The following is a 23,881-nucleotide window of genomic DNA, read 5'->3' on the forward strand; positions in this document are numbered from 1 at the left end:
ACTCGGAGGCCGCGATACCCCGTAGCGACACCGGAGCGAGGGAACCCGAAGCGCAGCGTAGGGCCCCTGGTGGGGCAAGAATTTTTGCTTACTTTTTTTTCGACTGAAAAAAGTAAGGCGCCGTAAGGGCGCAAAGGTGATTCAGCGCCACCCTGGCAAATGGATAAGCTCGCAGCACTCAGAGCACTCACAGCACTCACAGCTACAGAGCAAAAAAACTTTCCCGACAATCCGAGAAGAACCTTTTTTTCCTTTGGAAATCTGCCGGAGTGCATAGGGCCACTGTGGGAGCGAGCCTGCTCGCGAAAGCGATGTATCAGTCAACATCCCTGTTGAATGGTAAGCCGTCTTTGCGAGCAGGCTCGCTCCCACAGATTCATCTCCTGCAGGTTGTTCCGCGTCAGGGTTTATCCGGTTTGGCCAGCAACGTGTAGATGCAGGGCAACACAAACAGGGTGAACAGTGTGCCGATCGACATGCCCGTCGCGATGACCGTGCCGATGTCGAACCGGCTGACCGCACCAGCACCGGTGGCGATGATCAATGGCACCATGCCGAATACCATTGCCGCGGTGGTCATCAAGACCGGACGCAGCCGGATGGCCGCTGCTTCCTCCACTGCTTCGCGTGCCGTCAGCCCCTTGTCCTTGCGTAGCTGGTTGGCGAACTCGACGATCAGAATGCCGTGCTTGCTGATCAGCCCGATCAACGTCACCAGCCCGACCTGGGTGTAGATGTTCATGCTCGACCACCCCAGGAACAGCGGAATCAATGCACCGCAGATAGACAGGGGCACGGTGACCAGGATCACCAGCGGGTCGCGGAAGCTTTCGAACTGGGCTGCCAGTACCAGGAAAATGACCGCCAGTGCCAGGGCAAAGGTGACCCACAGGGCACTGCCTTCCTGAACGTACTGCCTCGATGCGCCGGCGTAGTCGAAGGCAAAACCGGCAGGCGCCTCTTCCCGGGCAATCTGGCTCACGAGGTCGACGGCTTCCCCCATGCTCACCAGCGGCACTCCGGACAAGATGGCCGAGTTGAGTTGCTGGAACTGGTTCAGCTGTCGCGGTCGAGCTCGGTCGGTGACGGTGATCAGGGTCGACAGTGCCAACAGTTCGCCCTTGGAGTTTTTCACGTAGTAATTGTTCAACCAGTCCGGATTGTCGCGAAACGGCCGCTCGACCTGGGCAATGACTTTGTAGCTGCGACCTTCAATGGTGAAACGGTTGATTTCGGCTTCACCCAGCAGGGTTGCCAGGGTGCCCCCCAGATCCTGCATGGAAACCCCCATCTGCGCGGCCTTGGCGCGGTCGATATCGACCACCACTTCCGGCTTGTCGAAAGCCAGGTCAACGTGGACAAACGCAAACTTGCCGGATTCCTTCGCCCGTTTTTTTACCCGGTCGGCCACCTGCAGCAGCAATTCGTAATCGTTGGCGGAGTTGATGACGAACTGGAACGGCACGCCTTCGCCGGTGCCCGGCAGTGATGGCAAGTTGAAACCGAAAATCTGTAACCCCGGGATCTTTTCCAGTTTGGCCTGCACCTCGGGCAGGATCGACATTTGCGTGCGGCTGCGCTCGTTCCACGGCTTGAGCAGGAAACCGCCGATGCCCGATTGCACGCCGTTGAAACCATTGATCTGGAACGACGAGTAGTACTCGGGAAACGCCTTGAAGATCGAGACGAACTCGTCGGTGTAGATGTTCAGGTAGTCGAGGTTGGTCGGTTGCGGGGCATTGGCGATCATGAAAATGATGCCTTGGTCCTCATCCGGTGCCAGCTCCGACTTGGTGAATTTGAGAAGGACCGGAATCAGGCACAACACGATTACAGCGAACACCAATACCACCGGCCGGGTGTTGAGGGTCCCGTGAAGTATGCTCTGGTAGCGGCGCTTGAGGCTTTCGAAAATCAGGTCCAGGCGATGGGCCAGGCCACTGGGGTTCTCATCGTGGCGCAGCAGAAACGCACACATCATCGGCGACAGGGTCAGGGCGACGATTCCGGAAATCACCACCGCGCCGGCCAGGGTCAGGGCGAACTCCTTGAACAGCGCTCCGGTCAGGCCGGTCAGGAAACCGATCGGTGCGTATACCGCCGCCAGGGTGATGGTCATCGAAACCACCGGCATGGCGATTTCCCGGGCGCCTTCAATGGCGGCTTCGAGCGGTGTCTTGCCTTCCTCGATGTGGCGGTGAATGTTTTCCACCACGACGATGGCGTCATCCACCACCAGACCGATGGCCAATACCATCGCCAGCAGGGTGAGCAGGTTGATCGAGTACCCCATCATCTGCATGAAGAACATGACGCCGATCATCGACAGCGGGATGGTCACCACCGGGATCACTACCGAACGCAGGGCTCCGAGGAACAGGAACACCACCACGATCACGATCAGCACCGCTTCGAACAGGGTTTTCACCACTTCGTCGATCGAGGCCTGGATGAACAGGGTGGCGTCGTAGGCGATTTCACCCTTGAGGTTCGGCGGTAGCTGGGCCTCGAGGTCCGGCATGATCTTGCGCACTTCCTTGATCACTTCCAGCGGGTTGGCGCCGGGCGTCGCCTTGATGCCGATGTACACCGAAGGAGTGCCACCGAACGAGCTGATGGTGTCGTAGTTTTCCGCGCCCATTTCCACGCGCGCCACATCCCGCAGTAGCACACGGCTGTCGCCCTCGACCTTGAGCGGAATGGCCCCGAAGGCTTCGGCGGACTTGAGTTCGGTATTGGCGTTGATGCTGGTGACCACGTATTCGCCTTTCACCTCGCCGGCAGCCGAAAGGAAGTTGTACTGGCGCACCGCGTTGGTCACATCGCTGGCACTGAGGCCGAAGCCCGCAAGCTTCGCCGGGTCCAGCCACAGGCGCATGGCAAACACCTGGTTGCCGAGGATCTCGGCTTCGGCCATGCCGGGCAAGGTCGCCAGTTTCGGCTGAATCACCCGTGACAGGTAATCGGTAATCTGCGGGTTGTTCAATTCCTTGCTGAAGAAGCTCATGTACATCAGCACTGACGCATCGGCGGATTGCTTGCTCAGCACCGGGTCTTCAGCGTCCTGGGGCAGCTTGCTCTTGACTTCGTTGGCCTTGGCCAGCAATTCGGTAAACAGACGGTCGCTGTTGGAGCCGACGCGTGCGTAGATCGAGATTACCGAGAAGTTCTGGCGACTCACCGAGGTCATGTAGTCGATGCCCTCGGCGCTCGCCAGGCTTTGTTGCAGCGGTTGGGTGATATAGCCCTGGATGGTCTCGGCGTTGGCCCCGGGGTAGGCGGTGGTCACCGTGATCAGGGCGTTTTCCATTTGCGGGTACTGGCGCAGCGGCAGCTTGCCCCAGGCCTGGAAACCCAGCAGCACAATCAGCAGGCTGACCACGGTTGCTAGAACCGGACGGCGGATGAACGGATCGGTAAAAGCCATGGGGATTCCTTGATCAGTTCGCGCGTGGCGGGCTGTTCTGTTCGGCCAGGGTCTTGTCGTCGCTGATGGCAATGCGTGCGCCGTTGTCCAGCTTGAGTTGGCCGGCGGTCACCACTTTGTCGCCGCTCTGCACGCCTTTGGTGATCATCACTTGCCCGTCGCGGTGTTCGCCGGTTTCGACAAATCGCCGTTCGGCGATCAGCACCGGCTGGCCCTTGTCATCCTTTTGCGAGCTGCCATCTTCGGCCTTCTTTGGTACGGCCACGTACACCGAGTTACCGTAGAGCGTGTAGGTAATGGCGCTTTCCGGTACCACGATGCGCGGTTGCGGGTCGGGCAGGAGCACCTGGAGGCTGGCGAACATGCCAGGCATCAACTTGCCGTCGGGGTTGGCCAGGGTGGCGCGAACCTGCACGTTACGGGTGCTGTTCTCGACTTTGGGGTTGATTGCACTGATGGTGCCGGGGTACTCCAGGGTCGGATACGCCGCGACAATGACCTGCACTGGCTGGCCGAGAGCAATCTTCGGCACCGACTGCTCGGGCACAAAAAAGTCGACATACAGGCTACTGAGGTCTTGCAGGGTGGCGATCATGGTGCCGGTGGCCACATAGTCGCCGACGTCCACCTGACGAATGCCGATGGTGCCGCTGAACGGTGCGACGATGCGTTTTTTCTCGAGCGCGGCCCTGAGCTGATTGACCGTGGCCCTGCTCTTTTTCAGGACCGCCGAGAGGCGGTCGAACTCGCCTTTGGAAATCGCCTGGCTGCCCACCAGCTGGCTGCCACGGTTGAAGTCCAGCTGGGCCAGCCCGAGGTCGGCCAGGGCGGTTTCGAGCAAGGCACTTTCCACGGCACTGTCGAGCCTGACGATGGGTTGGCCGGCCTTGACCTTTTGCCCTGACTCGAACTGGACGTCAATGACGGTGCCATCGGTCTCCAGGCTCAGGTCCACGCCTTGCAACGCCTTGAGCGTGCCAACGGTAGGCAGGCGGACTTGCCATGGGCGCTCGGTGGCGGTGGCCACGGCAACGCTGATGGCCGGTCTGGGCGCAGAGAAGCCTTGAACCATCGTGTAGATCGAGAAGGCTTTGTACGCGGCCAGGACCAGCACAATCAGTAGAACAACACCCAACATGATCAGCATGCGGCGACGCAGCATATTCCAGTTCCTTGGAGGAAATCAGGTGAGACAGCGGGGCACATTACCGGGAGTGTAGAGGGTAATCCAACTGCCGTTTTTACAGGTTGTGATGTATTAGAGAGGTGAAAGCCTGAAAAGATTCGCCTTGGGCCGCGCCTGCCGGGTGTCCGTCATCCCGATACAAGCGCAGCCCAAGGCGGCGATTTTTTCAATGATTCAGGCCATCAGATGCAGATGGTTGTCCCAGAGTCCGGCCGGCAGTTCCAGCGGCTTGGCCACAAGGTTTGTCGGGCGGCAGTCGTAGTAGCGGCAGCGCCCCTGACCCGAGGTCACGACAAAACCGTCGGCCACGGCACCGACCCCGGCGCAATCGGGCAGTGGTGCATCCAGGCGAACTTCGCCGCTGTCCAGGTCCCAGATGAAAAAACGGTTGCCCCGCGGTGCAGTCAACGCCACCAGGCGCAAGTCGCTGTGTATCGCGACGCTGGCGGTGTAGTGCCCCATGGCCTGCAACTGGTGCTCGGGCACCGGGAATGCGACGAAAGGCTGACCGGGACGCTTGATCGCCAACAGCTCCGACGACTCGTGGGCCGCGCCCATGAACTGCTGGCTGGCGACGATGGTGCCGTCACTGGCGATGGCGAGATGGCGCACGCTGTTCATCTGCTGGGCGAGGGTTTCCTTGCTCAGCAGGGTGCCGTCACGCTGCATCAGGACCAGGCTTGGTTCCATGGCGTTGAGGTTCATCTCCACCCGGCTTTCGGCCTCGGTGCGGATCCCGCCGTTGGCTACCACCAGGGTTTCGCCGTCGGGCATCCACGACACCTGGTGCGGGCCAAGGCCGTGGGTGGAAATTTCACCGCTGTGCACCAGCCATTCGCCTTCGAATTTATACACGCCGAGCAGGCCGCGCCCCGGATCGGTGGTGTCGTTTTCGGTGGCGTACAGCCAGTCGCCGCTGTGGTGAATGACCGCGTGTCCATAGAAGTGCCGGTTCGGCTGTGACACCACGGTTTGCAGGAGCGCACCGTCGCGCAGGTCGATCAGGTAGCTCTCGGTACCCGGACGGCGGGCGACAAACAGCGCAATCGGCTGTGTCGGGTGGTTGATGATGTCGTGGCAACGCTGGCCGACCCGGGTGGCGAACACCTGGGTGCCGTCCAGTCGATAACCGACGGCGTAATGCTGGCCATCGGTATCGTCCCGTGCCGAAAGCAACAACGGACTCTTGTCCTTTTGCTTGAACAGCTTCCAGCCGCCCAGTGTCACCGCACCCAGCAACAAACTACCTAAGGTCAGAACCTGGCGTCGCAGCATGGAACTCGTCCTCATCAGTCGCCGTCGTTGGCGTTGAAGCCCAGCTGGATGCCCAGCGCCTTGGCCAGATCAGTTTCGTGCAGGCGATGGACAACGTTGAGGCTGTCATACAGCTCGTTGAGTTGCTGGCGGCCGGCGTCGTCATTGAGCATTTCGGTCAGCGAACGCTGGTTGCCGGCGAACAGTTTCAGTGAGGCGGCATAGGCTTCATCGATCTTGTCGGCCAACGGTTTCTGCTCGCTCGGCAACAGGCTGCGCAAGCCTTTGTTATCCACACCTTCCCAGACGGTTTTGGCAGCCGCAAGACTGGCTTCGAGGCTGGTCAGGGAAGCCTGGCTACGCCATGCATCGGCCTGGAAGGGTTGTGGTACACCCTTGCTCTGGCGACCCATCGGCGTGCCGAGTTTTTTCTTCAGGGTGTCGATGGCCGTGACTTGCACGCGCAGCAGATCGGCGATCGCTTCGTGGGAGTCCGCGTAGCGCTGGTTCGGGAACTTGCTCATTTGCGCGAGCATGCCGTCGGTGTTGTTCCAGGTTTGCAGAATCTCTTCGGCCAGTTGCTTCTGGCGTTCGCCAATCGCGATCAATAGCGGACAGTACCTGGCCTTCTGCTCAGCGTTGGATACGTCAGGCTTGCTGTCGAACAGAATGTATTCGTAGGCAGAGAGGCCCTGTACCACAACGCTGGACTTGGCCAGTGCGGTGGCATCGATCTGCGGCTGGGCGGTGACCAGTTGCTCGACTTGACGGCCAACCAGGTTTTTCTTGTCCGGCCAGAACTGCACTTGCCACGAACGGTTGCCTTCGGCCAACGGCCCGATCAGCAATGGTTGCAGTTCGGCCCAGGCTTTTTGCGCGTGCAGGAAATCGGCACGGGCGGTTTCCAGGGTTTCCTTGCCTTCGCAGTAGGCGAGGGCGCTGACCGCCAATTGACGGTCGGCTTCAACCCAGCGGGTGTAGGTCGGCAGGATCACCGATTTGGCGATGGCCGCCGACGTGACCGCTTGCGGGTCCTGGGGCGAACAGGCCCCCAAGGCGAGTGCGGCAAGGCTGGTGAACAACAGTTTGGGACGGAACATGTCGGGCTCCCGCGATTGAATGCGTATTAAAGGGAATTCAGGAACGCCAGCAACGCGGTGCGCTGCTCGGCATTGAAAGACAAAACCTGTTGCTGCGCCGCTGTCGCTTCGCCGCCATGCCAGAGCACGGCTTCGAGCAGGTTGCGGGCGCGGCCGTCGTGCAGGAACTGGGTGTGGCCGCTGACCGCCTGTGTCAGGCCGATGCCCCACAACGGCGGGGTACGCCATTCGCGGCCGCTGGCCTGGAATTCGCTACGGTTATCGGCCAGGCCGTCGCCCATGTCATGCAGTAGCAGATCGCTGTACGGGCGAATCACTTGATTGGCCAGTTCAGGCTCGGCGGCGTTGGCGGCGGTGGTGTATTTCGGTGTGTGACAGGACTGGCAACCGGCCTGATAAAACAAGGTTTTGCCGGCCAGCACTTCAGGTGCGTTGACGTCACGACGGGCCGGTACGGCGAGGTTGCGGCTGTAGAACAGCACCAGGCGCAGGATGTTATCGCTGACTTCCGGCTCGCCATTCGGGCCGTTGCCACTGGGTGCCTGTTTGCAGGCAGTTTGCGCGTCCGTGCAGTCATCAAAGGGTCTCAGGCTGCTCGTGAGGCCCATGTCACCCGAAAACGCGTGAACATTTTGTTGATTGAGGTTCGGTTGTCCGGCTTTCCAGCCAAATCTTCCCAAAACGGTCTTTTGCCGGGCATCGTCCCATACCTGGTTCGGTCGTCCGCTGATGCCGTTATTCGCCTTGGCCTGTTCCTTGGCGTTGGCCAGGATCGCCTCATCGGGGATCGCCTCGAGCAGGCCCAGGCCAATCATCGGAGGCGCTACACGCGCCGAGAAACGGGTGTCGGGGTGCATCGGGCCGTAGCCCAGCCGGGTGATGTTCAGGCTTGGCTTGCGCAGCTCGACTTCGGTGCCGTCCTTGAAGCGGACCGGCACGACGGTGTAATTGACCCGCACTTTGCCTTCGGGGGCCACACCGGGCACGGCCATGTCCTGGAGCTGACCGCCGTAGACGGGCTCCGGCACCACGCCGAGCTGTTCGATGACCTTGGCATAAGCCGGGGCGTCGGGAATCGACAGGCGTACCAGCATCGAAACAGCGTTCGCATCGTCCGGAGTCGGCGGATGGCCGCGGCCGTCCTTGATGTGGCAGCCCTGGCAGGCATTGGTGTTGAACAGTGGGCCGAGGCCGTCGCGAGCGGTTGTCGTCGACGGGGCGATTACCCAGGGGCTGCGGAAGAAACTGTTGCCGACACTGAAATCCACACGCCGTGACGGCGGCAGATTCGCCGAGGGCATCGAAAACGCGTTCTGATCGCTCTTGCGCACTGTCGCACTGCCGCCGGAGCGGGCTTCACCGGGTTCAGCCTGGGTGAACTTCGGCGCGCCATCGCAGGCACTCAGGCCCAATGCCAGAAACAGTGCGGACAAGCGAAGAGGCAGCGGGGGCATCAGACATCCTGCAAGACGAGCCAAACAAGGGCGCAAAGTCTAACAGGGGATGGGAATTTGAATAAGAGGAATTATCGTTTGCTTGATGTGGGGCAGGTAATTTGGCTTGCCCATAACCCCCTGTGGGAGCGAGCCTGCTCGCGAAGAGGGCGTCACGGTCAAAAATGATGTTGGATGTGCCGCCGCCTTCTCGAGCAGGCTCGCTCCCACAAGGACCCGGATGTGGCAGATGTAAAAAAGGCGACCCGCAGGTCGCCTTTTTCATTCAGCCGACGTTGATCAGAATTCGTGATCAGCGTTGTCCGGGTTCAGGTCGTTGATGCCCAGTTTGCCAGCGGCGGCTTCGATCGAACCGGTCTGCTTGACCAAGGACGCGATGGCGTCACGGACGATCTGGTTGCCTGCGGTGTTGCCGGCAGCGATCAACTGGTCGTAGTGCTCACCCTTGTTGGCGTGGTCGACCATGATCTGGATCTTGGCTTCGGTGGCGGCCAGGTCGGCTTTCAGCGCGGTGTCGGCAGCCGGGTCGGCTTTGGCCACCAGGGACGACAGGCTGGCGCCGGTCATTTTGGTGCCGTCGACACGGGTGTATTCACCCAGGTACACGTTACGAATGCCCTTGGCATCGTAGAAGTGCGAGTTGTGGGTGTTGTCGCTGAAGCAATCCTGTTCGTCTTCCGGGGAGTTGGCTTCCAGGGAAACCTTCATGCGCTCGCCCGCCAGTTCGCCCAGGGACAGGCTGCCCATGCCGAACAGCATTTTGCGCAGGCCGGATTCAGCCGGTTCCGCTTCCAGGGTGGCGCGGTAGTTATCGGCCACGTTCGGCTTCCAGTTACCAACCATTTCTTCCAGGTCGCTGACCAGCAGTTGAGTCACGGACTTCAGGTAGGCACGACGACGATCGTTGTGGCCGCCGGTAGCGCCTTTGCCTTCCAGGTAGTCCGAGGCCGGACGGTTGCCGGCGCCCGGCCCGGTGCCGTTCAGGTCCTGGCCCCAGAGCAGGAATTCGATGGCGTGGTAGCCGGTGGCGACGTTGGCCTCGGAACCGCCCAGCTCGTTCAGGCTGGCGAGTTTTTCCGGGGTGATGTCTTTGACATCGACCTTGTCTTCGCCGATCTGCACTTCAGTGTTGGCGATGATGTTGGCGGTGGCACCCGGGTTGCCCAGTGCGTGTTCGTAGGATTTGTCGACGTAGTCGATCAGGCCTTCGTCCAGCGGCCAGGAGTTCAACTGGCCTTCCCAGTCGTCAATGATGGTGTTGCCGAAGCGGAACACTTCGCTCTGCAGGTAAGGCACGCGAGCGGCAACCCAGGCAGCCTTGGCGGCTTTCAGGGTGTCGTCGTTCGGCTTGGCGAGGAAGGCGTCGACGGCGGTTTGCAGGGTTTTCGCGGTGGATTCGGCATCGCTGTAAACGGCGAAAACCATGTCGGCGTAGTGAGCGACAACGGCTTTGGCGGCGGCTTCGTCGACTTTACCGGCAGCGGCAGGCGCAGCGGCCGGAGCAGCCGCAGTGCTGGCAGCTGGCGCAGGCGCGGCAGCTTTTTCTTTGTCTTTACCTTCGCCGCAACCGGCGAGGGCAATAGCGATGGCCAATAGACTGGCGGTAGCCAGAGGCATACGAATCATGGCGAACATCCTGCTTCGATAGAGGGTGGAGTCGTGCTATGCGCACGCAAAACTGCGACATAATGCAAATCTTTCGCATTATGTGTAAAGGGTTGTACCTGGAAATATTTCTTATTCAGGGAGTGATGGTTGCAACTCTCGGTAGGAGCGAGCTTGCTCCGGGCGGCGTTCCGACGATGAACCTGAGAACAACGCGCTCATCCAGAATGAGCGCGTTATCGTTCACGACCATCGCGAGCAGGCTCGCTCCTACAGGGGTTACAAAATAGCGGCATTACTGCGTTGGGCCTGCTTCAGGTAAACACCCAGCTCCCGTGCCGGCAACGGCTTGCTGTAGTGATAGCCCTGACCTTCGTGGCAACCTTCGGAAATGATGTAGGCCTCTTGCTCGGCGGTTTCCACGCCTTCGGCAATCACCTGCATGCCCAGGCTCTTGCCCAGCTGGATGATGGCGCGAACGATGGTCGCATCATCGTCGTCATCGAGCAGGTCCTGAACGAAGCTCTTGTCGATCTTGATCTTGTCCAGCGGCAGGCTTTTCAGATAGCTCAAGGATGAATAGCCGGTTCCGAAGTCATCGATGGCGATCAGTGCACCGGAGCGACGCAGGCTGAGCAGGTGCTGGGCCGCCGTGCTGATGTCTTCCATCAGGCCGGTTTCGGTGACTTCCAGCTCCAGGCTGCGTGGCGGCAGGCGGTACATCTGCAGCAGGTTGTTGACCACCCGGGGCAGTTCGGCGTGGTGCAATTGAACCGTGGACAGATTTACCGCCATGCGCAAGTCGCTGAAGCCTTGGTCATGCCACTCGCGAAGTTGTTTACAGGCCTGGTCCAGCACCCACTCGCCGATGGCGATGATGGTGCCGTTCTGTTCGGCCAGCGGGATGAACAGGTCCGGCGGCACCATACCGTGCTCGGGGTGTTGCCAGCGAATCAGGGCTTCGACGCCCACCACGCGGTTGTCGCGGTAGCTGATCTGCGGCTGGTAGACGAGGTAGAACTGATTGCGGATCAGCGCATCGCGCAGGTCTTTTTCCAGTTCGCGGCGGCGGCGCATTTCGGTATCGACGCTGGCTATATAGAACTGATAGCGGTTGCGCGAGCGGGTCTTGGCCAGCGTCATGGTCTGCTCGGCCTTTTGCAGCAACTTCTCGGTGCTGTTGCCGTCCTCGGGGAACAAGGTGATGCCGATGGTGGCGCGCAGGCGGATCTCCTGATGATCGAGGGCGAACGCCGCTTCCAGATCATCGAGTATGCTTTGCGCCAGCTCGGCGGCTTCGTAGGGTTGCTCGATATCGGCCTGGACCAGGGCGAACTGGTCGCCACCGAGGCGGGCGAGGGCTCCCAGGCGACCGCTATGACCGCGCAGGCGATCGGCCAGGGCCAGCAGCAATTGGTCGCCGGTCTGGTAGCTGAACTGCTCGTTGATGCCTTTGAAGTCATCGAGACCGACACACAACACCGCGACCCGGCGCTGTAGTCTGCCGGCGTCGATGAGGATCTTGTCCAGTTGCTGCTGCAGTTGCTGCCGGTTCGGCAGCCCCGTCAGGAAATCGTATTGGGACATGCGCAACAGGCTGTTTTCCGCTTCGTGGCGCAGATGGGTATTGCGTTCGATGGATTCGAGCAACTGGTTGGCAGTGTTGATCCAGATGCCCAGTTCGTTTTTCTCGTGACCCTTGAGCAGTGGAATCTTGTGTTCGCTGGGACGATCCGGATTGATTTCCGTGAGGTGCTCGATGATCCGTGACAGCGGCTTGGTCAGCAGCCAGTGATAGACCAGATACAACACCAGCCCCATGGCGAGCGCGCGCAGTACGCCGGAGATGAAGATGATCACCGAGCTGATAATGAACCCCTGACCATAGGTGGCGGTATCAAGGGTGATGCTCAGGTCACCGTAATACTCACTGTAAGGCCCGCGACCGACCAGTTGGGTGGTGAAGGTGCGTTCCTTGCCAAGAATCAGGTCGGTCAGCCAGCGACTGTGGGAGTGCTGCAACTCGCGGGTTTTTTGCGCGAGCATGGCTTCGTTGGGATGTCCGATGGAAGCCTGGCGCACGGCGGCGTCCTGAAACAGGCCTTCGATCACCTGCATGCCCATTTCCCGGTCCAGGCTGTAGACGGCCTGGGTCGAGGGGTCGCGGAACATGTCGAGGATGCGCTCGGCATCGCTGGCGACGACCTGGCGTGTTTTATAGGCATCGAACACGATCTGCGCGCAGCTCAAGATCACGCCGACGATCAATGCCGACAGGAGTACGACCCGAAGCAACTTCACCGACAAGCTGTTCTTGAGTTCCAGCTTCAAAGGGTTATTCCTTGTTCCGTGCGGGTAGCATCAAGTTGCCATGAGTATTGGCAATCCCGTGATGGCAGTCAAAGGGACAATCATCCTTGGGGGATTTTGCCTGCAGCTTGGCCGATTTGCAGTTGTCTTGACGAGTTAGCCTGTTAGCACTGTGTCGGTTGTCGAGTCCTTCAACTTGAGGGGCGGGGGTGGAGATATTTTCCCTTTGTTTGATGTTAGTCGGCGTGGGCGGGGGAGCAAGGCCCGGAAGGCTTGTTTCATTTTCGGAACACGCCCCGTGCGTTAGCCAAAAAAAACCCGGCATAAGCCGGGTTTTTTTGACTGGCGACGAGCTTAAGCGGTGAAGGTTTTGCCTTCGAACTGCTCAGCCACGAACTTCCAGTTGACCAGGTTCCAGAACGCTTCGACATACTTTGGACGCAGGTTGCGGTAGTCGATGTAGTAAGCGTGTTCCCAGACGTCGCAGGTCAGCAGCGGGGTGTCGCCGTTGGTCAGCGGGTTGCCGGCGCCGATGGTGCTGGCCAGGGCCAGGGAACCGTCAGCCTTCTTCACCAGCCAGCCCCAACCGGAACCGAAGGTGCCGATGGAAGTCTTGCTGAACTCTTCCTTGAACTTGTCGAACGAACCGAAAGCTGCGTTGATGGCTTCAGCCAGTGCGCCGGTTGGTTGGCCGCCAGCGTTTGGCGCCAGGCAGTTCCAGTAGAAAGTGTGGTTCCAGACCTGAGCGGCGTTGTTGAAGATACCGCCCGAGGAAGTCTTGACGATTTCTTCCAGGGTCTTGCCTTCGAACTCGGTGCCTGGCACCAGGTTGTTCAGGTTCACGACGTAGGTGTTGTGGTGCTTGTCGTGGTGGTATTCCAGGGTTTCCTTGGAAATGTGCGGCTGCAGGGCATCGTGTGCGTAAGGCAGCGGCGGCAATTCGAAAGCCATGATGATTCTCCTAATCAGGTCAGTTGCGGTGAGCGCAAGGCCGATCACGGGCGGCCAGACAAGCGCCGGGGAGTTTGTACTCTTTGCGGCGCAGGGACTCGGATCATAGCACCGGGGGGGCGGCATAACCACGCAACAACTGTGTGGAATAGAGGTTGTGTGAATCAGATGGCCGCTATCAACTGGAACGCTACGGCAAACATCATCACCGCCACCAACAGATCGAGAATTCGCCAGGTACCTGGGCGGGCGAGCCACGGTGCCAGCCATGCGGCACCGAGCGCCAGGGTGAAGAACCACAGCAGCGAGGCACTGGCCGCACCTACGACATAAGCGCCCGGCTCGGTTTGTTGTGCGCCCAGGGAGCCGATCAGCAGAACGGTGTCCAGATAGACGTGCGGGTTGAGCAACGTCACCGCCAGCGCACTGAGCATTACCGCCCGCAGTGAGCGTACGGTCTGGCTCTCGCCCTGCTCAAGGCTCTGTTTCGAAAAGGCCCGGCGCAGTGCCTGGGTGCCGTACCACAGCAGAAACGCTGCGCCGCCCCAGCGGGCAATCGCCAACAGTGTCGGATTCTGGGCCAGTACCGTCGCCAGGCCGAATACCCCGGCCGCCACTAACAGGGCGTCGCAGGCCACGCAGAGTGCCGCTACCGGCAAGTGATGTTCACGTCGCAGGCTTTGCGCCAGGACAAACGCATTCTGGGTGCCGATCGCCATGATCAGGCCGAAGGCCACGAGCAGCCCGTTCATATAACTTTGCCACATGATTTCTTACTCCGCGTTGGCTGCCAGATCCCGCAGCACTTGCAGGGCACGGTCGGCGTCGGCCTGGCCGACAAACAAATGGTCGTGGTAGTAGCCGGCAATCACGTTGCAGCTGATGCCGGCCTGGCCCAATGCCGTGGCGAACGCGGCGGTCAGGCCGACCGCTTCGAGGGCCGAATGCACGTTCAGGGTGATCCAGGCGGCGATGTAGTCGAAGCTGAATCCGGCTTTTTCGGCACGGGAGCGTTCGAGAATCACGGTCAGGCCTTCCTGCTCGCGGAAGCTGCCGACAATCTCCAGATCCGCAGGCAATTTGCCGTCGCGCAGGGTGCAGAACACATATTCGCCAGCGTTGAGTTGCGGGCTCATGCTGCGCAGCAGCGTTGCCAGTGAAGTTTCGCCAGCCATGTGGGAGATCCTTGTTCAAGAGTTCTTGCTGGTCATTGTCCTTGCGAAGGTTGTATAAGAAAAACAAATCATGCTGATCGCTCATTAGGAAAACTGATGTTCGACTATAAATTGCTTTCCGCCCTGGCCGCCGTGGTCGAACAGGCCGGTTTTGAACGGGCGGCCCAGGTGCTGGGCCTGTCGCAATCGGCGATTTCCCAGCGCATCAAGCTGCTGGAAGCACGGGTTGGCCAACCCGTGCTCGTGCGGGCCACACCGCCAACGCCGACGGAAATCGGTCGACGGTTGCTCAACCACGTGCAGCAGGTGCGATTGCTTGAACGGGATTTGCAAAGCCTGGTGCCGGCGCTGGATGAAGAGGGCCTGCCGGAACGCCTGCGGATCGCCCTGAACGCCGACAGCCTGGCCACTTGGTGGGCGCAAGCCGTGGGGGCGTTTTGCGCGGAACAGCATCTGTTGATGGACTTGGTTGTCGAAGACCAGACTGTGGGCCTAAAGCGCATGCGCGCCGGTGAAGTGGCGGCCTGTGTCTGCGCCAGCGAGCGTCCGGTGGCGGGCGCGCGCAGCGTGCTGCTGGGGGCGATGCGTTACCGTGCGCTGGCCAGCCCCGCCTTTATTGCCCGGCATTTTCCGCAAGGCGTACGCGCCGATCAGTTGGCCCGAAGCCCGGCGCTGGTGTTTGGCCCGGACGATTTCCTGCAGCATCGTTATCTGGCGTCCCTGGGCGTCGAGGGTGGTTTTGAACACCATTTATGCCCGTCGTCGGAAGGCTTTATCCGGCTGACGGAAGCCGGTTTGGGTTGGGGGCTGGTTCCGGAACTGCAGGTACGCGAGCAACTTGATAGGGGCGTATTGCAGGAGTTGCTGCCAGATAAGCCAATCGATGTGCCGCTGTACTGGCATCATTGGCGTAATGGCGGCCAGTTGCTGGGTTTACTCACCGATCAATTGGTACGCGCCTCTAAGCAATGGCTGGTGCCCTTGGCGCAGCCGTAAGCGTCAAGCTGCAAGCCGCAAGTGAAGCGCTTGCGCACTCGATTTAACATGCAGCTCGTAGCCTTGAGCCTGTAGCTGCATCTGTAGGAGCAATTCATGAAGATTCTGGTTACCGGCGCAAGCGGCTTCATCGGCGGGCGCTTTGCGCGTTTTGCCCTGGAGCAGGGCCTGGACGTGCGGGTCAACGGTCGCCGGGCCGAGAGTGTGGAGCATCTGGTACGCCGGGGAGCCGAGTTCATCCAGGGCGATCTGAGCGACCCGGAACTGGCACGCGAACTGTGTTCGGATGTCGAGGCTGTGGTGCATTGCGCCGGGGCCGTCGGGTTATGGGGACGTTATCAGGACTTCCATCAGGGCAACGTCGAGGTCACCGAGAACGTGGTCGAAGCCTGCCTCAAACAACGGGTTCGGCGGCTGGTGCATTTGTCGTCGCCATCTATCTACTTCGATGGTCGCGATCACCTGGGCCTGACCGAAGAGCAGGTGCCCAAGCGCTTCAAACACCCTTACGCCGCCACCAAGTACCTGGCCGAGCAAAAAGTCTTCGGCGCCCAGGAGTTCGGTCTGGAAACCCTGGCCCTGCGCCCGCGTTTCGTCACCGGGGCCGGCGACATGAGCATCTTCCCGCGCCTGTTGAACATGCAGCGCAAGGGGCGCCTGGCAATCATCGGCAACGGTCTGAACAAAGTTGATTTCACCAGTGTGCAAAACCTCAACGAGGCGTTGCTCAGCAGTTTGCTGGCCAGCGGTTCCGCGCTGGGCAAGGCTTACAACATCAGCAATGGCACGCCAGTTCCGTTGTGGGACGTGGTCAATTACGTCATGCGCAACATGGAAGTCCCACAGGTCACCCGCTACCGTTCCTACGGCCTGGCCTACAGTGTGGCGGCGCTCAACGAAGGTATGTGCAAATTGTGGCCGGGGCGTCCCGAACCGACACTGTCGCGTCTGGGCATGCAGGTCATGAACAAAAATTTCACCCTGGACATCAGCCGCGCCCGGCATTATCTGGATTACGATCCCAAGGTCAGCCTCTGGACCGCGCTCGATGAGTTCTGTGGCTGGTGGAAGGCCCAGGATATTCGCTGACGTTCGCTTAACCCCCCCTTACTGAACCGGATACAGGGCTTCAGGGTCAATGGTTACGGCTGTGGGGTTTATACTGCGCGGCATAAAGCCATTATGTGATTGACTAAGGTTGACTCAATGTCCATGCGAAACGATGCCAACGACGACTTCGATGATGTACCGAGCCTGCGTGCAGACGTTCTCGATGACGATTTTCCGCCCACTGCCCGCACGGTCGTGCAATCGCGCACGGCGCCGGTGGTGAAGGTCAAGGCGGCGGGTACCGGTGCCCTGTGGGCATTGGTCGGGGCGTTGTTCTTTGCGTTCGCGGGCCTGGCCTGGTGGAGCTTTCAGCAGATTTCCCTGATGGAACAGCAACTGGTGGCGACCCAGGAGAGCTTTGCGCGAATCAGTGAGGAAGCGGCAGGGCGCTTGCAGGATATTTCCGGAAAGGTTGTTGCCAGCCAGACCAGTGTCACTACCGACAGCGAGGCCTTGAAGCTGCAAATCCGCCAGCTGGAAAGCAAACTCCAGGACCAGAACGCCCAGCAGCAAGGTGTTGCCGGCCAGGCCTCGGACCTGGACAAGCGACTGGCACAAATGACCGCGCAATCCACCGAACTGGACAAACGCTTGGCGCAGTTGACTGCTCAGAACAACGAACATCAGACGGCCAATACGCAGTTGCAGGCCCAGGTCAAAGCCTTGAACGCTGAATTGGCCGCCCTGAAAAGTGCCCCGTCCGACTCGGAAAAACTCGATGCGCAGTTGAAGAGCCTGGGCGCCGACATCACCGCGCTGAAGAAACAAGGCAACCCGAGCGCTGCCATCGAGCGTCTCGAGCAGGACATGATCGTGCTCAAGAGCGAGCAGGACAACCGTCCGGCGGTCACGCAGGGCTCGACCAATACCGCCGAGTTCGATGCGTTCCGCAGCCAGGTCACCCGCAACATCAATACCCTTCAGGCGCAGATCCAGAACCTTCAGCAGCAACTGCGCGCCCGGCAGTAATGTAGAGCGCAGGCATGTCTACTATCAGTGCGTCGGCAGAGGACTCTGGCCGTCGAGTATTACAGCCCTTTAAAGCGGGGGTATCCGGGATGATGCCTTCGCGATGCAGGAGCGAGCTTGCTCCGGTCGGCGTTCCGACGAGGGTCGTAAACGATAACTTGTAAATCAGATGCCCAGCGGCGTCCTTGGGTTTTTCGCGAGCAAGCTCGCTCCTACAGATATCTACCGAACCTTGTCCTCGCGCCCGCGCAACAACATGTTCGGCATGGCAATCGCTGCCGCCAGCCCCAGCAACGACACCATCGCGCTGACCGTCAGCAAGTGCCGGAACGTCAATAACAACTCGGCACGCAAGGCGTTCTGCGTGTCACCCGGTGCGATGTTCAAACCGTCGAGCAGCACATTGCCTGAACTGCCCTCGACGCTCAGCGACGAGCCGGCCAGGTGTGCAAAACTTGAGTCCTGCAACAACGCCAGCAGCAGCGCCGACATCAGCGCCACACCCACGGCACCACCCAGAGAACGGAAGAGGTTGGTGGTGCTGGTGGCGACGCCGATGTCCCGCTGGTCCACCGAGTTCTGCGTGCCGACCAATGACGTCGGGAACTGCATGCCGGAGGAAATCCCGCAGAGCAACATGAACAGGCTGCTCACGACGAATGCCTGTGGTGGGCTGAACGCCATGCCGACAATCGCGATGGGCATCAGCGCGGCACCGGTGAGGATCATCGGTTGGTAGCGTCCGGTCACGGAAGTACGGCGGCCGGCGAAATACGCGCCAATCGGCAAGCCCATGGCCAGCGGCAACAGATGCAGGGCAGCACTGTCGGCACCGGCGCCGGTCACGCTCTGGAAGCGCAATGGCATCAGCACAATCAGCGAAATGGCCTGGAAACTGGTGAAGAAGATCGTGCACCAGCACAGGATCGCATTGCGGTTGGCGAACAGATGCATCGGCAACAAGGGCTCCCGTGCCCGCCGCTCGTGAACGACAAACAGCCCCAGCACCAACACCGCGCAAGCGAGCAACGCCAGCACTTCGGTGCTGCGCCAGGAATGCCCCTGACCGACCTGCGTGATACCCAGCAACAACGCCGTCAGGCCGATGATCATCAGCACGGTACCCAGGTAATCGATGATCGGTTTGCGTTGCGGAATCGGCAGGCCCACCAGCGTGCGATAAGCCACCAGCCAGGCGCCCAGGCCCAGCGGCAGGTTGATCAGGAATACCCAGCGCCAGGACAGGTATTCGGTCATGTAACCACCGAGCACCGGGCCGGCCACGCTGGCCACTGCATACATGCTACTGAAATAGCCCTGGTACCGGCCGCGCTCCCGTGGCGGCACGATGTCACCGATGATCGCCTGGCTCACCGAAATCATCCCGCCGGCCCCGATGCCCTGGAAGATTCGCGCCAGTACCAGTTGCTCCATGCTCTGTGCCATGCCGCAGAACACCGACGCCAGGGTGAACAGGCCCATGCCGAACAGCATCAGCTTGCGCCGCCCGTACAGGTCGCCCAGTTTGCCGTAGATCGGCACCGCCACGGTCATGGCCACCATGTAGCCGGAAATCACCCAGGCCAGCAGGCTGACGTCCTTGAACTGCGCGGAAATGGCCGGCATCGAAACGGCGACGATGGTCTGGTCCAGCGCTCCGAGAAAAATCGCCAGCATCAGGGCGATCAGCACGCTGCGGATGGCGGGTCTGGGCGTTTCAGGCTGGCGGAGATTGGTCACGGGAAAACCTGCAGGCAGTGATTGACCCGCAAGAGGCAAGGCGAGCGGGAATGCTCGCCAGTGTAAGTCGATAGCAGGCTATTCGATAGCCTCATAAGGAAGCCCGACGTAGTTTTCTGCGATGGTTTTTCGACCCGCCTCGGAGTCGATGAAATATTCCAGCTCCGATTCGGCAATGCGCTGGCTAAAGGCATCGTGCTCATCGAAACGGTGCAACATCGAGGTCATCCACCAGGAAAACCGCTCGGCCTTCCACACCCTGCGCAGGCAAATTTCGGAGTACTTCTCCAGCAAATCGACGCGATCTTCGCGGTAAACCTTGAGCAGGATATTGAACAGCGTACTCACATCACTGGCTGCCAGGTTCAGGCCCTTGGCGCCGGTGGGCGGGACGATGTGCGCGGCATCCCCGACCAGGAACAGGCGCCCGTATTGCATCGGTTCGACCACGAAGCTGCGCAGCGGCGCGATGCTTTTTTCGATGGACGGCCCCGTGACCAGTCTGTCCGCCAACGCTTGCGGCAATCGCGACTTGAGTTCGTCCCAGAAGCGTTGATCCGACCAGTTTTCGACATGATCGCTGGTGGGCACCTGGAGGTAATAACGGGTGCGTGTCGACGAGCGCATGCTGCACAGGGCGAAACCGCGCTCATGGCGGGCGTAGACCAGTTCATCGTGGACTGGCGGTGTATCGGCCAGAATCCCCAGCCAGCCGAAGGGATAGATCCGTTCGAAGATTTTCAGGCTATCGGCGGGAATCGATTGCCGCGCCACTCCATGGAAGCCGTCGCAGCCGGCGATGTAGTCGCAATCGAGGCGCCAGGTCTCACCGTCCTTTTCAAAAGTGACAAACGCTTCATCGGTTTTCAGGCCGTGGGGGACGACGTTTTCGGCTTGATAAATCGTTTGCGCACCGGCCTCCCGACGAGCGGCCATCAGGTCGCGGGTGACTTCGGTCTGGCCGTAGATCATTACGGTTTTGCCGCCCGTCAGGGCGTGCAGATCGATGTGTACCCGGCGCCCGCCGAGGGCCAGTTCGAAGCCGCCATGCACCAGTCCCTCGGCGTCCATGCGCTGGTTTACACCGGCCTGACGCAACAGCTCTACCATGCCTTGTTCAAGCACGCCGGCGCGGATTCGTCCGAGCACATAGTCCGGGGCCTGACGTTCGAGAATGAGGGTGTCGATGCCGGCGTTGTGCAGCAATTGGCCGAGCAACAAGCCTGAAGGGCCGGCACCAATGATGGCGACCTGGGTTTTCAGCGTTTTCATTGTTTTTATGACTCGCAAGCTTCACGCGACCAGGGCCGGTGAGTGATTTTTATGGATCGAGTGCTTGCATTTTTCCCTTGCGAGTCTGTCAATTGAAGGTGAAAACTGAGTCGATAGCTGTACATTCTGCCAATCGGTGCGATTATCGCCCGTCATCTATTCCGAGGCCTGGATTGAAGTGATGAACAAGCCTGACCTGCCTTCGATTCCAGTGTTCAAGCTCTACGGTGAAAGCCTGGATTGGCCGACCCCGGACTTGCTGCACTGTGAAACCATTTCCAAACGCAGTAGCGAACATCATTGGGAAATCAAACCCCACCGCCACGCTGATTTGTGCCAGTTGCTCTTCGTATTCAAAGGTCAGGCAGAGCTTGAAATCGAAGGCCAGCGTACGCAACTGGTGGAACCGGCAATCCAGATCCTGCCTCCGCTGTCGGTGCATGGCTTTCGTTTTGGCGAAGACGTGGAAGGCTTTGTCGTGACCCTGGCCGCGCCGTTGATCGCCCATTTGCAGATGCAACTGGGGCAATCGGTCAATGCCCTGGCCCAGGCCGAAAGCTACCCGGCAGGCAAGGACGCCGAGTACCTCAACAGCCTGTTCAGTGCCTTGCAGAACGAGTACACCAGCCATCAACCGGCGCGGGAAATGCTCATGCATTCGCTGGTCAGCGTGATCGTGGTGTGGATCAGCCGCCAGGTGATCCAGCGCCGCACGGCCATGGCGCGACCGCAGCGAGCCCGGGAATACCTCAACGGCTTCATTCAACTGGTGGAAGAGACCTATCGCCAGCACGTCAAGGTCGAGGACCTGGCACACCGGCTGGGGATTTCCGTGTCCCACCTCAACGGCACCTGTCGCGAGTTGGCGGGGCAACCGGCGTTGCAGATCGTGCACGAACGGCAGTTGCTGGAAGCCAAGCGTTTGCTGACCTATACCAGCATGACCATTTATGAAATGTCCGACGTGTTGGGGTTTTCCGATCCGACCAACTTCACGCGCCTGTTCCGGCGTCGTGTGGGGATTTCGCCCAAGGCGTTTCGCGACCGCCTGAAGGCCGATCAGGGCAACGAAGCCTGACCCCCTTCGTTAGCGGAGGGCGTTGAGGGTGGCGTTGTGGGGAATGCAGCGCTCGAAGTTGCAGCTCGCGTAATCACGGGGCAGGTTGCGCAATTGCTCGACGCGCCAGGCGGCAGCGCCATATAGCCCGAGCGTGACCGCGCAGGTGATGAAGATCGCGAGGTATCTTCGTGTTTTGATGTTCATGGCGTTGACCTCTGAACGAATACCTTTCGGTACTACTTTGAGCATAGGTCAGCGCCGGTGAGTTACCAGCAAACGGGTTTGGCATTTGACGCGGTATTCAGAGCACTGATGACCCCTGTGGGAGCGGGCAAGCCCGCTCCCACAGCTTGATCCGGTTACAGGCCGATATCCCATTCCGGTTCTTCCGGAAATCTAAGTACCAGAAAATCCAGCAAGCTGCGCAACGCCGCCGGCATGTGCTTGCGCGAGGCATACACCGCATACACGTTCATTTGCCGGGGTTCGGCCGTCGGCAGCAGGCGAATCAATTCGCCGCTGTGGATGTGCACGCCGGCCTGGTACGTGGGCAGCATCGCCACCCCGGCGCCGGCGATCGTTGCGCGCAACAGCGTGCTGGCCTCGTTGGCGCTGATGTTGCCCTGCACCGGTACTGAAACCTGTTCGCCGTCCTGCTCGAAATGCCAGAGGCTTTTGCCGAAATAGGAATGGGTCAGGCAGTTGTGCAGGCTAAGGTCCTCGACCCGTTGCGGTGTCGGGTGCTCGCGCAGGTAAGCTGGGGAAGCACAGATCACCGAGCGGCAAACCGTCAGGCGACGGGCGATCAGGTTCGGGTCCAGATCGTTGCTGGTGCGGATCGCCAGGTCGATGCGCTCATCCACCAGGTTCACGGTGCGATCGAGCATCTGCATGTCGATGCTGACACCGGGATAGCGTCGCACATAGGCGGCCATGGCATCGGCCAGTTGCGCCTGGCCGAAGGAGGTGCTGACGCTGATGCGCAGCAGACCGCGCGGTGCGTCATCCGGTTCGCTGACGGCGGCTTGCATGTCGGTGGACAAATCGAGCATCTGCCGGCAGCGGGGCAGGATTTCGGTGCCGGCGGCGGTCAGGCTCAATTTGCGCGTGGTGCGGTGCATCAGGCGCGCGCCGACCCAGTCTTCCAGTTCCGCCAGATACCGCGATACCACCGGCCGTGACAGCTCCAGATGATCGGCGGCAGCCGACTGGCTGCCGAGGTCGACCACCGTGACGAACACGCGCATTGCTTGAAGACGATCCATGATTTGCCCGCTTTCAGAAACAAACTATGTTAAAGCATCGCATTTTTTGTACTGAGTCAGGCAACTAAGCTCTGTTCCATCGCCAATCAAGGCATTCGGACAATGGAGCAACAGATGATCGGATTCACCCTTCTCAAGCGTGTATTACTGGCAAGCGCTGCCCTCGGTTTCGCCGCCCATGCAGCAGCCTCGACCCTGACGCTGGATGTCTACAACCCTGGCGAAAAAGCCATCTTCCCGGTGACCTCGGTGCTGGTCAGCGGCGAAAAGGAAGCGATTCTGGTGGATGCGCAATTCGGCAAGTCCCAGGCCGAACAGGTGGTGGAAAAAATCCGCGCCAGCGGCAAGCAGCTGACCACCATCTACATCAGTCACGGTGACCCGGACTACTACTTCGGCCTCGATACCCTGACGACCGCGTTCCCCAAGGCCAAGGTCGTTGCTTCGCAGCCGACCGTTGACCACATCAAGCAAACCGTCGACGGCAAACTGGCATTCTGGGGCCCGAAAATGGGTGCCGATGTGCCGGCCAAAACCATCGTTCCGGACGTGCTCAAGGGTGACAGTCTGAACCTCGAAGGGCTGAAATTGCAGGTGGTGGGTCTTGAGGGCCCGCAGCCGGATCGCAGCTTCGTGTGGATTCCATCGATCAAGGCTGTAGTCGGTGGTGTCGTGGTGGCGCAAAACATCCACGTGTGGATGGCTGACACCCAAACGCCACAGTCCCACGCCGATTGGTTGGCTACGCTGCATTCCATTGAAACCCTGAAACCGCAGACCGTGGTGCCGGGTCATTACCTGGGCGACAGTACGGGCTCATTGGCCTCTGTGCAGTTCACCGCCGACTACATCAAGGCCTTTGATGAGGAAACCGTCAAGGCCAAGGATTCTGCCGCACTGATCGCCGCGATGAAAAAACGCTTCCCGACCCTGGGCGACGAAAGCTCCCTGGAGCTGAGCGCCAAGGTCGCGAAGGGCGAGATGAAGTGGTAACCCATTGAGCTACC

At 60.1% G+C, this 23,881-nt stretch carries 19 protein-coding genes; 5 read left to right on the top strand and 14 right to left on the bottom strand.

Going from position 1 to position 23,881, the window contains the following annotated elements; translation table 11 throughout:
* Nucleotides 1-400: 400 nt before the first annotated feature.
* From CAF65_RS00005 to CAF65_RS00055, 10 genes are all read right to left on the bottom strand, one after another.
* A complete protein-coding gene (locus CAF65_RS00005) occupies nt 401-3,427 on the bottom strand; it encodes a multidrug efflux RND transporter permease subunit (protein ID WP_085714436.1) in 3,027 nt (1,008 codons plus the stop codon).
* 13 nt (nt 3,428-3,440) lie between these two features.
* Entirely contained in the window at nt 3,441-4,589 is a 1,149-nt protein-coding gene (locus tag CAF65_RS00010; RefSeq protein WP_085714437.1) for an efflux RND transporter periplasmic adaptor subunit, read from the bottom strand.
* Between the two features lie 198 nt (nt 4,590-4,787).
* On the bottom strand, nt 4,788-5,888 hold the full coding sequence (locus tag CAF65_RS00015) for a DUF1513 domain-containing protein (protein WP_085714438.1): 1,101 nt from the start codon (nt 5,886-5,888) through the stop codon (nt 4,788-4,790).
* 14 nt (nt 5,889-5,902) lie between these two features.
* Nucleotides 5,903-6,967 (bottom strand): imelysin family protein, encoded by a 1,065-nt coding sequence (locus CAF65_RS00020; protein ID WP_085714439.1) that lies wholly within the window; start codon nt 6,965-6,967, stop codon nt 5,903-5,905.
* A 26-nt stretch (nt 6,968-6,993) separates the two neighbouring features.
* Nucleotides 6,994-8,421, bottom strand: a complete 1,428-nt coding sequence (locus CAF65_RS00025; protein ID WP_085714440.1) for a di-heme oxidoredictase family protein — start codon at nt 8,419-8,421, stop codon at nt 6,994-6,996.
* A gap of 279 nt (nt 8,422-8,700) precedes the next feature.
* Nucleotides 8,701-10,047: an imelysin family protein gene (locus CAF65_RS00030; RefSeq protein ID WP_085715213.1), complete on the bottom strand. Its 1,347-nt coding sequence runs from the start codon at nt 10,045-10,047 to the stop codon at nt 8,701-8,703.
* A 258-nt stretch (nt 10,048-10,305) separates the two neighbouring features.
* Nucleotides 10,306-12,357 carry a bifunctional diguanylate cyclase/phosphodiesterase gene (locus CAF65_RS00040; protein WP_085714442.1) on the bottom strand — a complete coding sequence of 684 codons (2,052 nt, stop codon included), beginning with the start codon at nt 12,355-12,357 and terminating at the stop codon, nt 10,306-10,308.
* A gap of 333 nt (nt 12,358-12,690) precedes the next feature.
* The gene (locus CAF65_RS00045; protein ID WP_007986065.1) at nt 12,691-13,287 is read right to left on the bottom strand and encodes a superoxide dismutase; all 597 of its coding nucleotides are present in this window, start codon (nt 13,285-13,287) and stop codon (nt 12,691-12,693) included.
* A 164-nt stretch (nt 13,288-13,451) separates the two neighbouring features.
* Entirely contained in the window at nt 13,452-14,054 is a 603-nt protein-coding gene (locus CAF65_RS00050; protein ID WP_085714443.1) for a LysE/ArgO family amino acid transporter, read from the bottom strand.
* 6 nt (nt 14,055-14,060) lie between these two features.
* Complete coding sequence (locus CAF65_RS00055; RefSeq protein WP_085714444.1) at nt 14,061-14,462, bottom strand: ACT domain-containing protein; 402 nt, start codon at nt 14,460-14,462, stop codon at nt 14,061-14,063.
* 96 nt (nt 14,463-14,558) lie between these two features.
* On the opposite strand from CAF65_RS00055, the gene CAF65_RS00060 reads away from it, so the two are divergent.
* The 3 genes from CAF65_RS00060 (at nt 14,559) to CAF65_RS00070 (ending at nt 17,537) form a co-directional block, all read left to right on the top strand.
* Entirely contained in the window at nt 14,559-15,458 is a 900-nt protein-coding gene (locus tag CAF65_RS00060; protein WP_085714445.1) for a LysR family transcriptional regulator ArgP, read from the top strand.
* A 96-nt stretch (nt 15,459-15,554) separates the two neighbouring features.
* Nucleotides 15,555-16,547: an NAD(P)-dependent oxidoreductase gene (locus CAF65_RS00065; RefSeq protein ID WP_085714446.1), complete on the top strand. Its 993-nt coding sequence runs from the start codon at nt 15,555-15,557 to the stop codon at nt 16,545-16,547.
* 117 nt (nt 16,548-16,664) lie between these two features.
* On the top strand, nt 16,665-17,537 hold the full coding sequence (locus tag CAF65_RS00070) for an ATPase (RefSeq protein ID WP_085714447.1): 873 nt from the start codon (nt 16,665-16,667) through the stop codon (nt 17,535-17,537).
* Between the two features lie 222 nt (nt 17,538-17,759).
* Here the strand turns inward: CAF65_RS00070 and CAF65_RS00075 are convergent, their stop codons facing one another.
* On the bottom strand, nt 17,760-19,277 hold the full coding sequence (locus CAF65_RS00075; RefSeq protein ID WP_085714448.1) for an MDR family MFS transporter: 1,518 nt from the start codon (nt 19,275-19,277) through the stop codon (nt 17,760-17,762).
* Nucleotides 19,278-19,355: 78 nt separating this feature from the next.
* Nucleotides 19,356-20,540, bottom strand: a complete 1,185-nt coding sequence (gene pobA, locus CAF65_RS00080) for a 4-hydroxybenzoate 3-monooxygenase (protein ID WP_371918991.1) — start codon at nt 20,538-20,540, stop codon at nt 19,356-19,358.
* 190 nt (nt 20,541-20,730) lie between these two features.
* On the opposite strand from pobA, the gene CAF65_RS00085 reads away from it, so the two are divergent.
* On the top strand, nt 20,731-21,627 hold the full coding sequence (locus tag CAF65_RS00085) for a helix-turn-helix domain-containing protein (RefSeq protein ID WP_085714450.1): 897 nt from the start codon (nt 20,731-20,733) through the stop codon (nt 21,625-21,627).
* Nucleotides 21,628-21,636: 9 nt separating this feature from the next.
* Here CAF65_RS00085 and CAF65_RS00090 read toward each other — a convergent pair whose 3' ends face one another.
* Nucleotides 21,637-21,858, bottom strand: coding sequence for a hypothetical protein (locus CAF65_RS00090; RefSeq protein ID WP_085714451.1), 222 nt, complete (start codon nt 21,856-21,858; stop codon nt 21,637-21,639).
* Nucleotides 21,859-21,968: 110 nt separating this feature from the next.
* On the bottom strand, nt 21,969-22,874 hold the full coding sequence (locus tag CAF65_RS00095) for a LysR family transcriptional regulator (protein ID WP_218191711.1): 906 nt from the start codon (nt 22,872-22,874) through the stop codon (nt 21,969-21,971).
* A gap of 114 nt (nt 22,875-22,988) precedes the next feature.
* Between CAF65_RS00095 and CAF65_RS00100 the strand changes: the two genes are divergently transcribed.
* Nucleotides 22,989-23,867, top strand: a complete 879-nt coding sequence (locus CAF65_RS00100; protein WP_085714453.1) for an MBL fold metallo-hydrolase — start codon at nt 22,989-22,991, stop codon at nt 23,865-23,867.
* Nucleotides 23,868-23,881: the final 14 nt, after the last annotated feature.

The organism is Pseudomonas sp. B28(2017) (assembly GCF_002113025.1).
Classification (GTDB): Bacteria; Pseudomonadota; Gammaproteobacteria; order Pseudomonadales; family Pseudomonadaceae; genus Aquipseudomonas.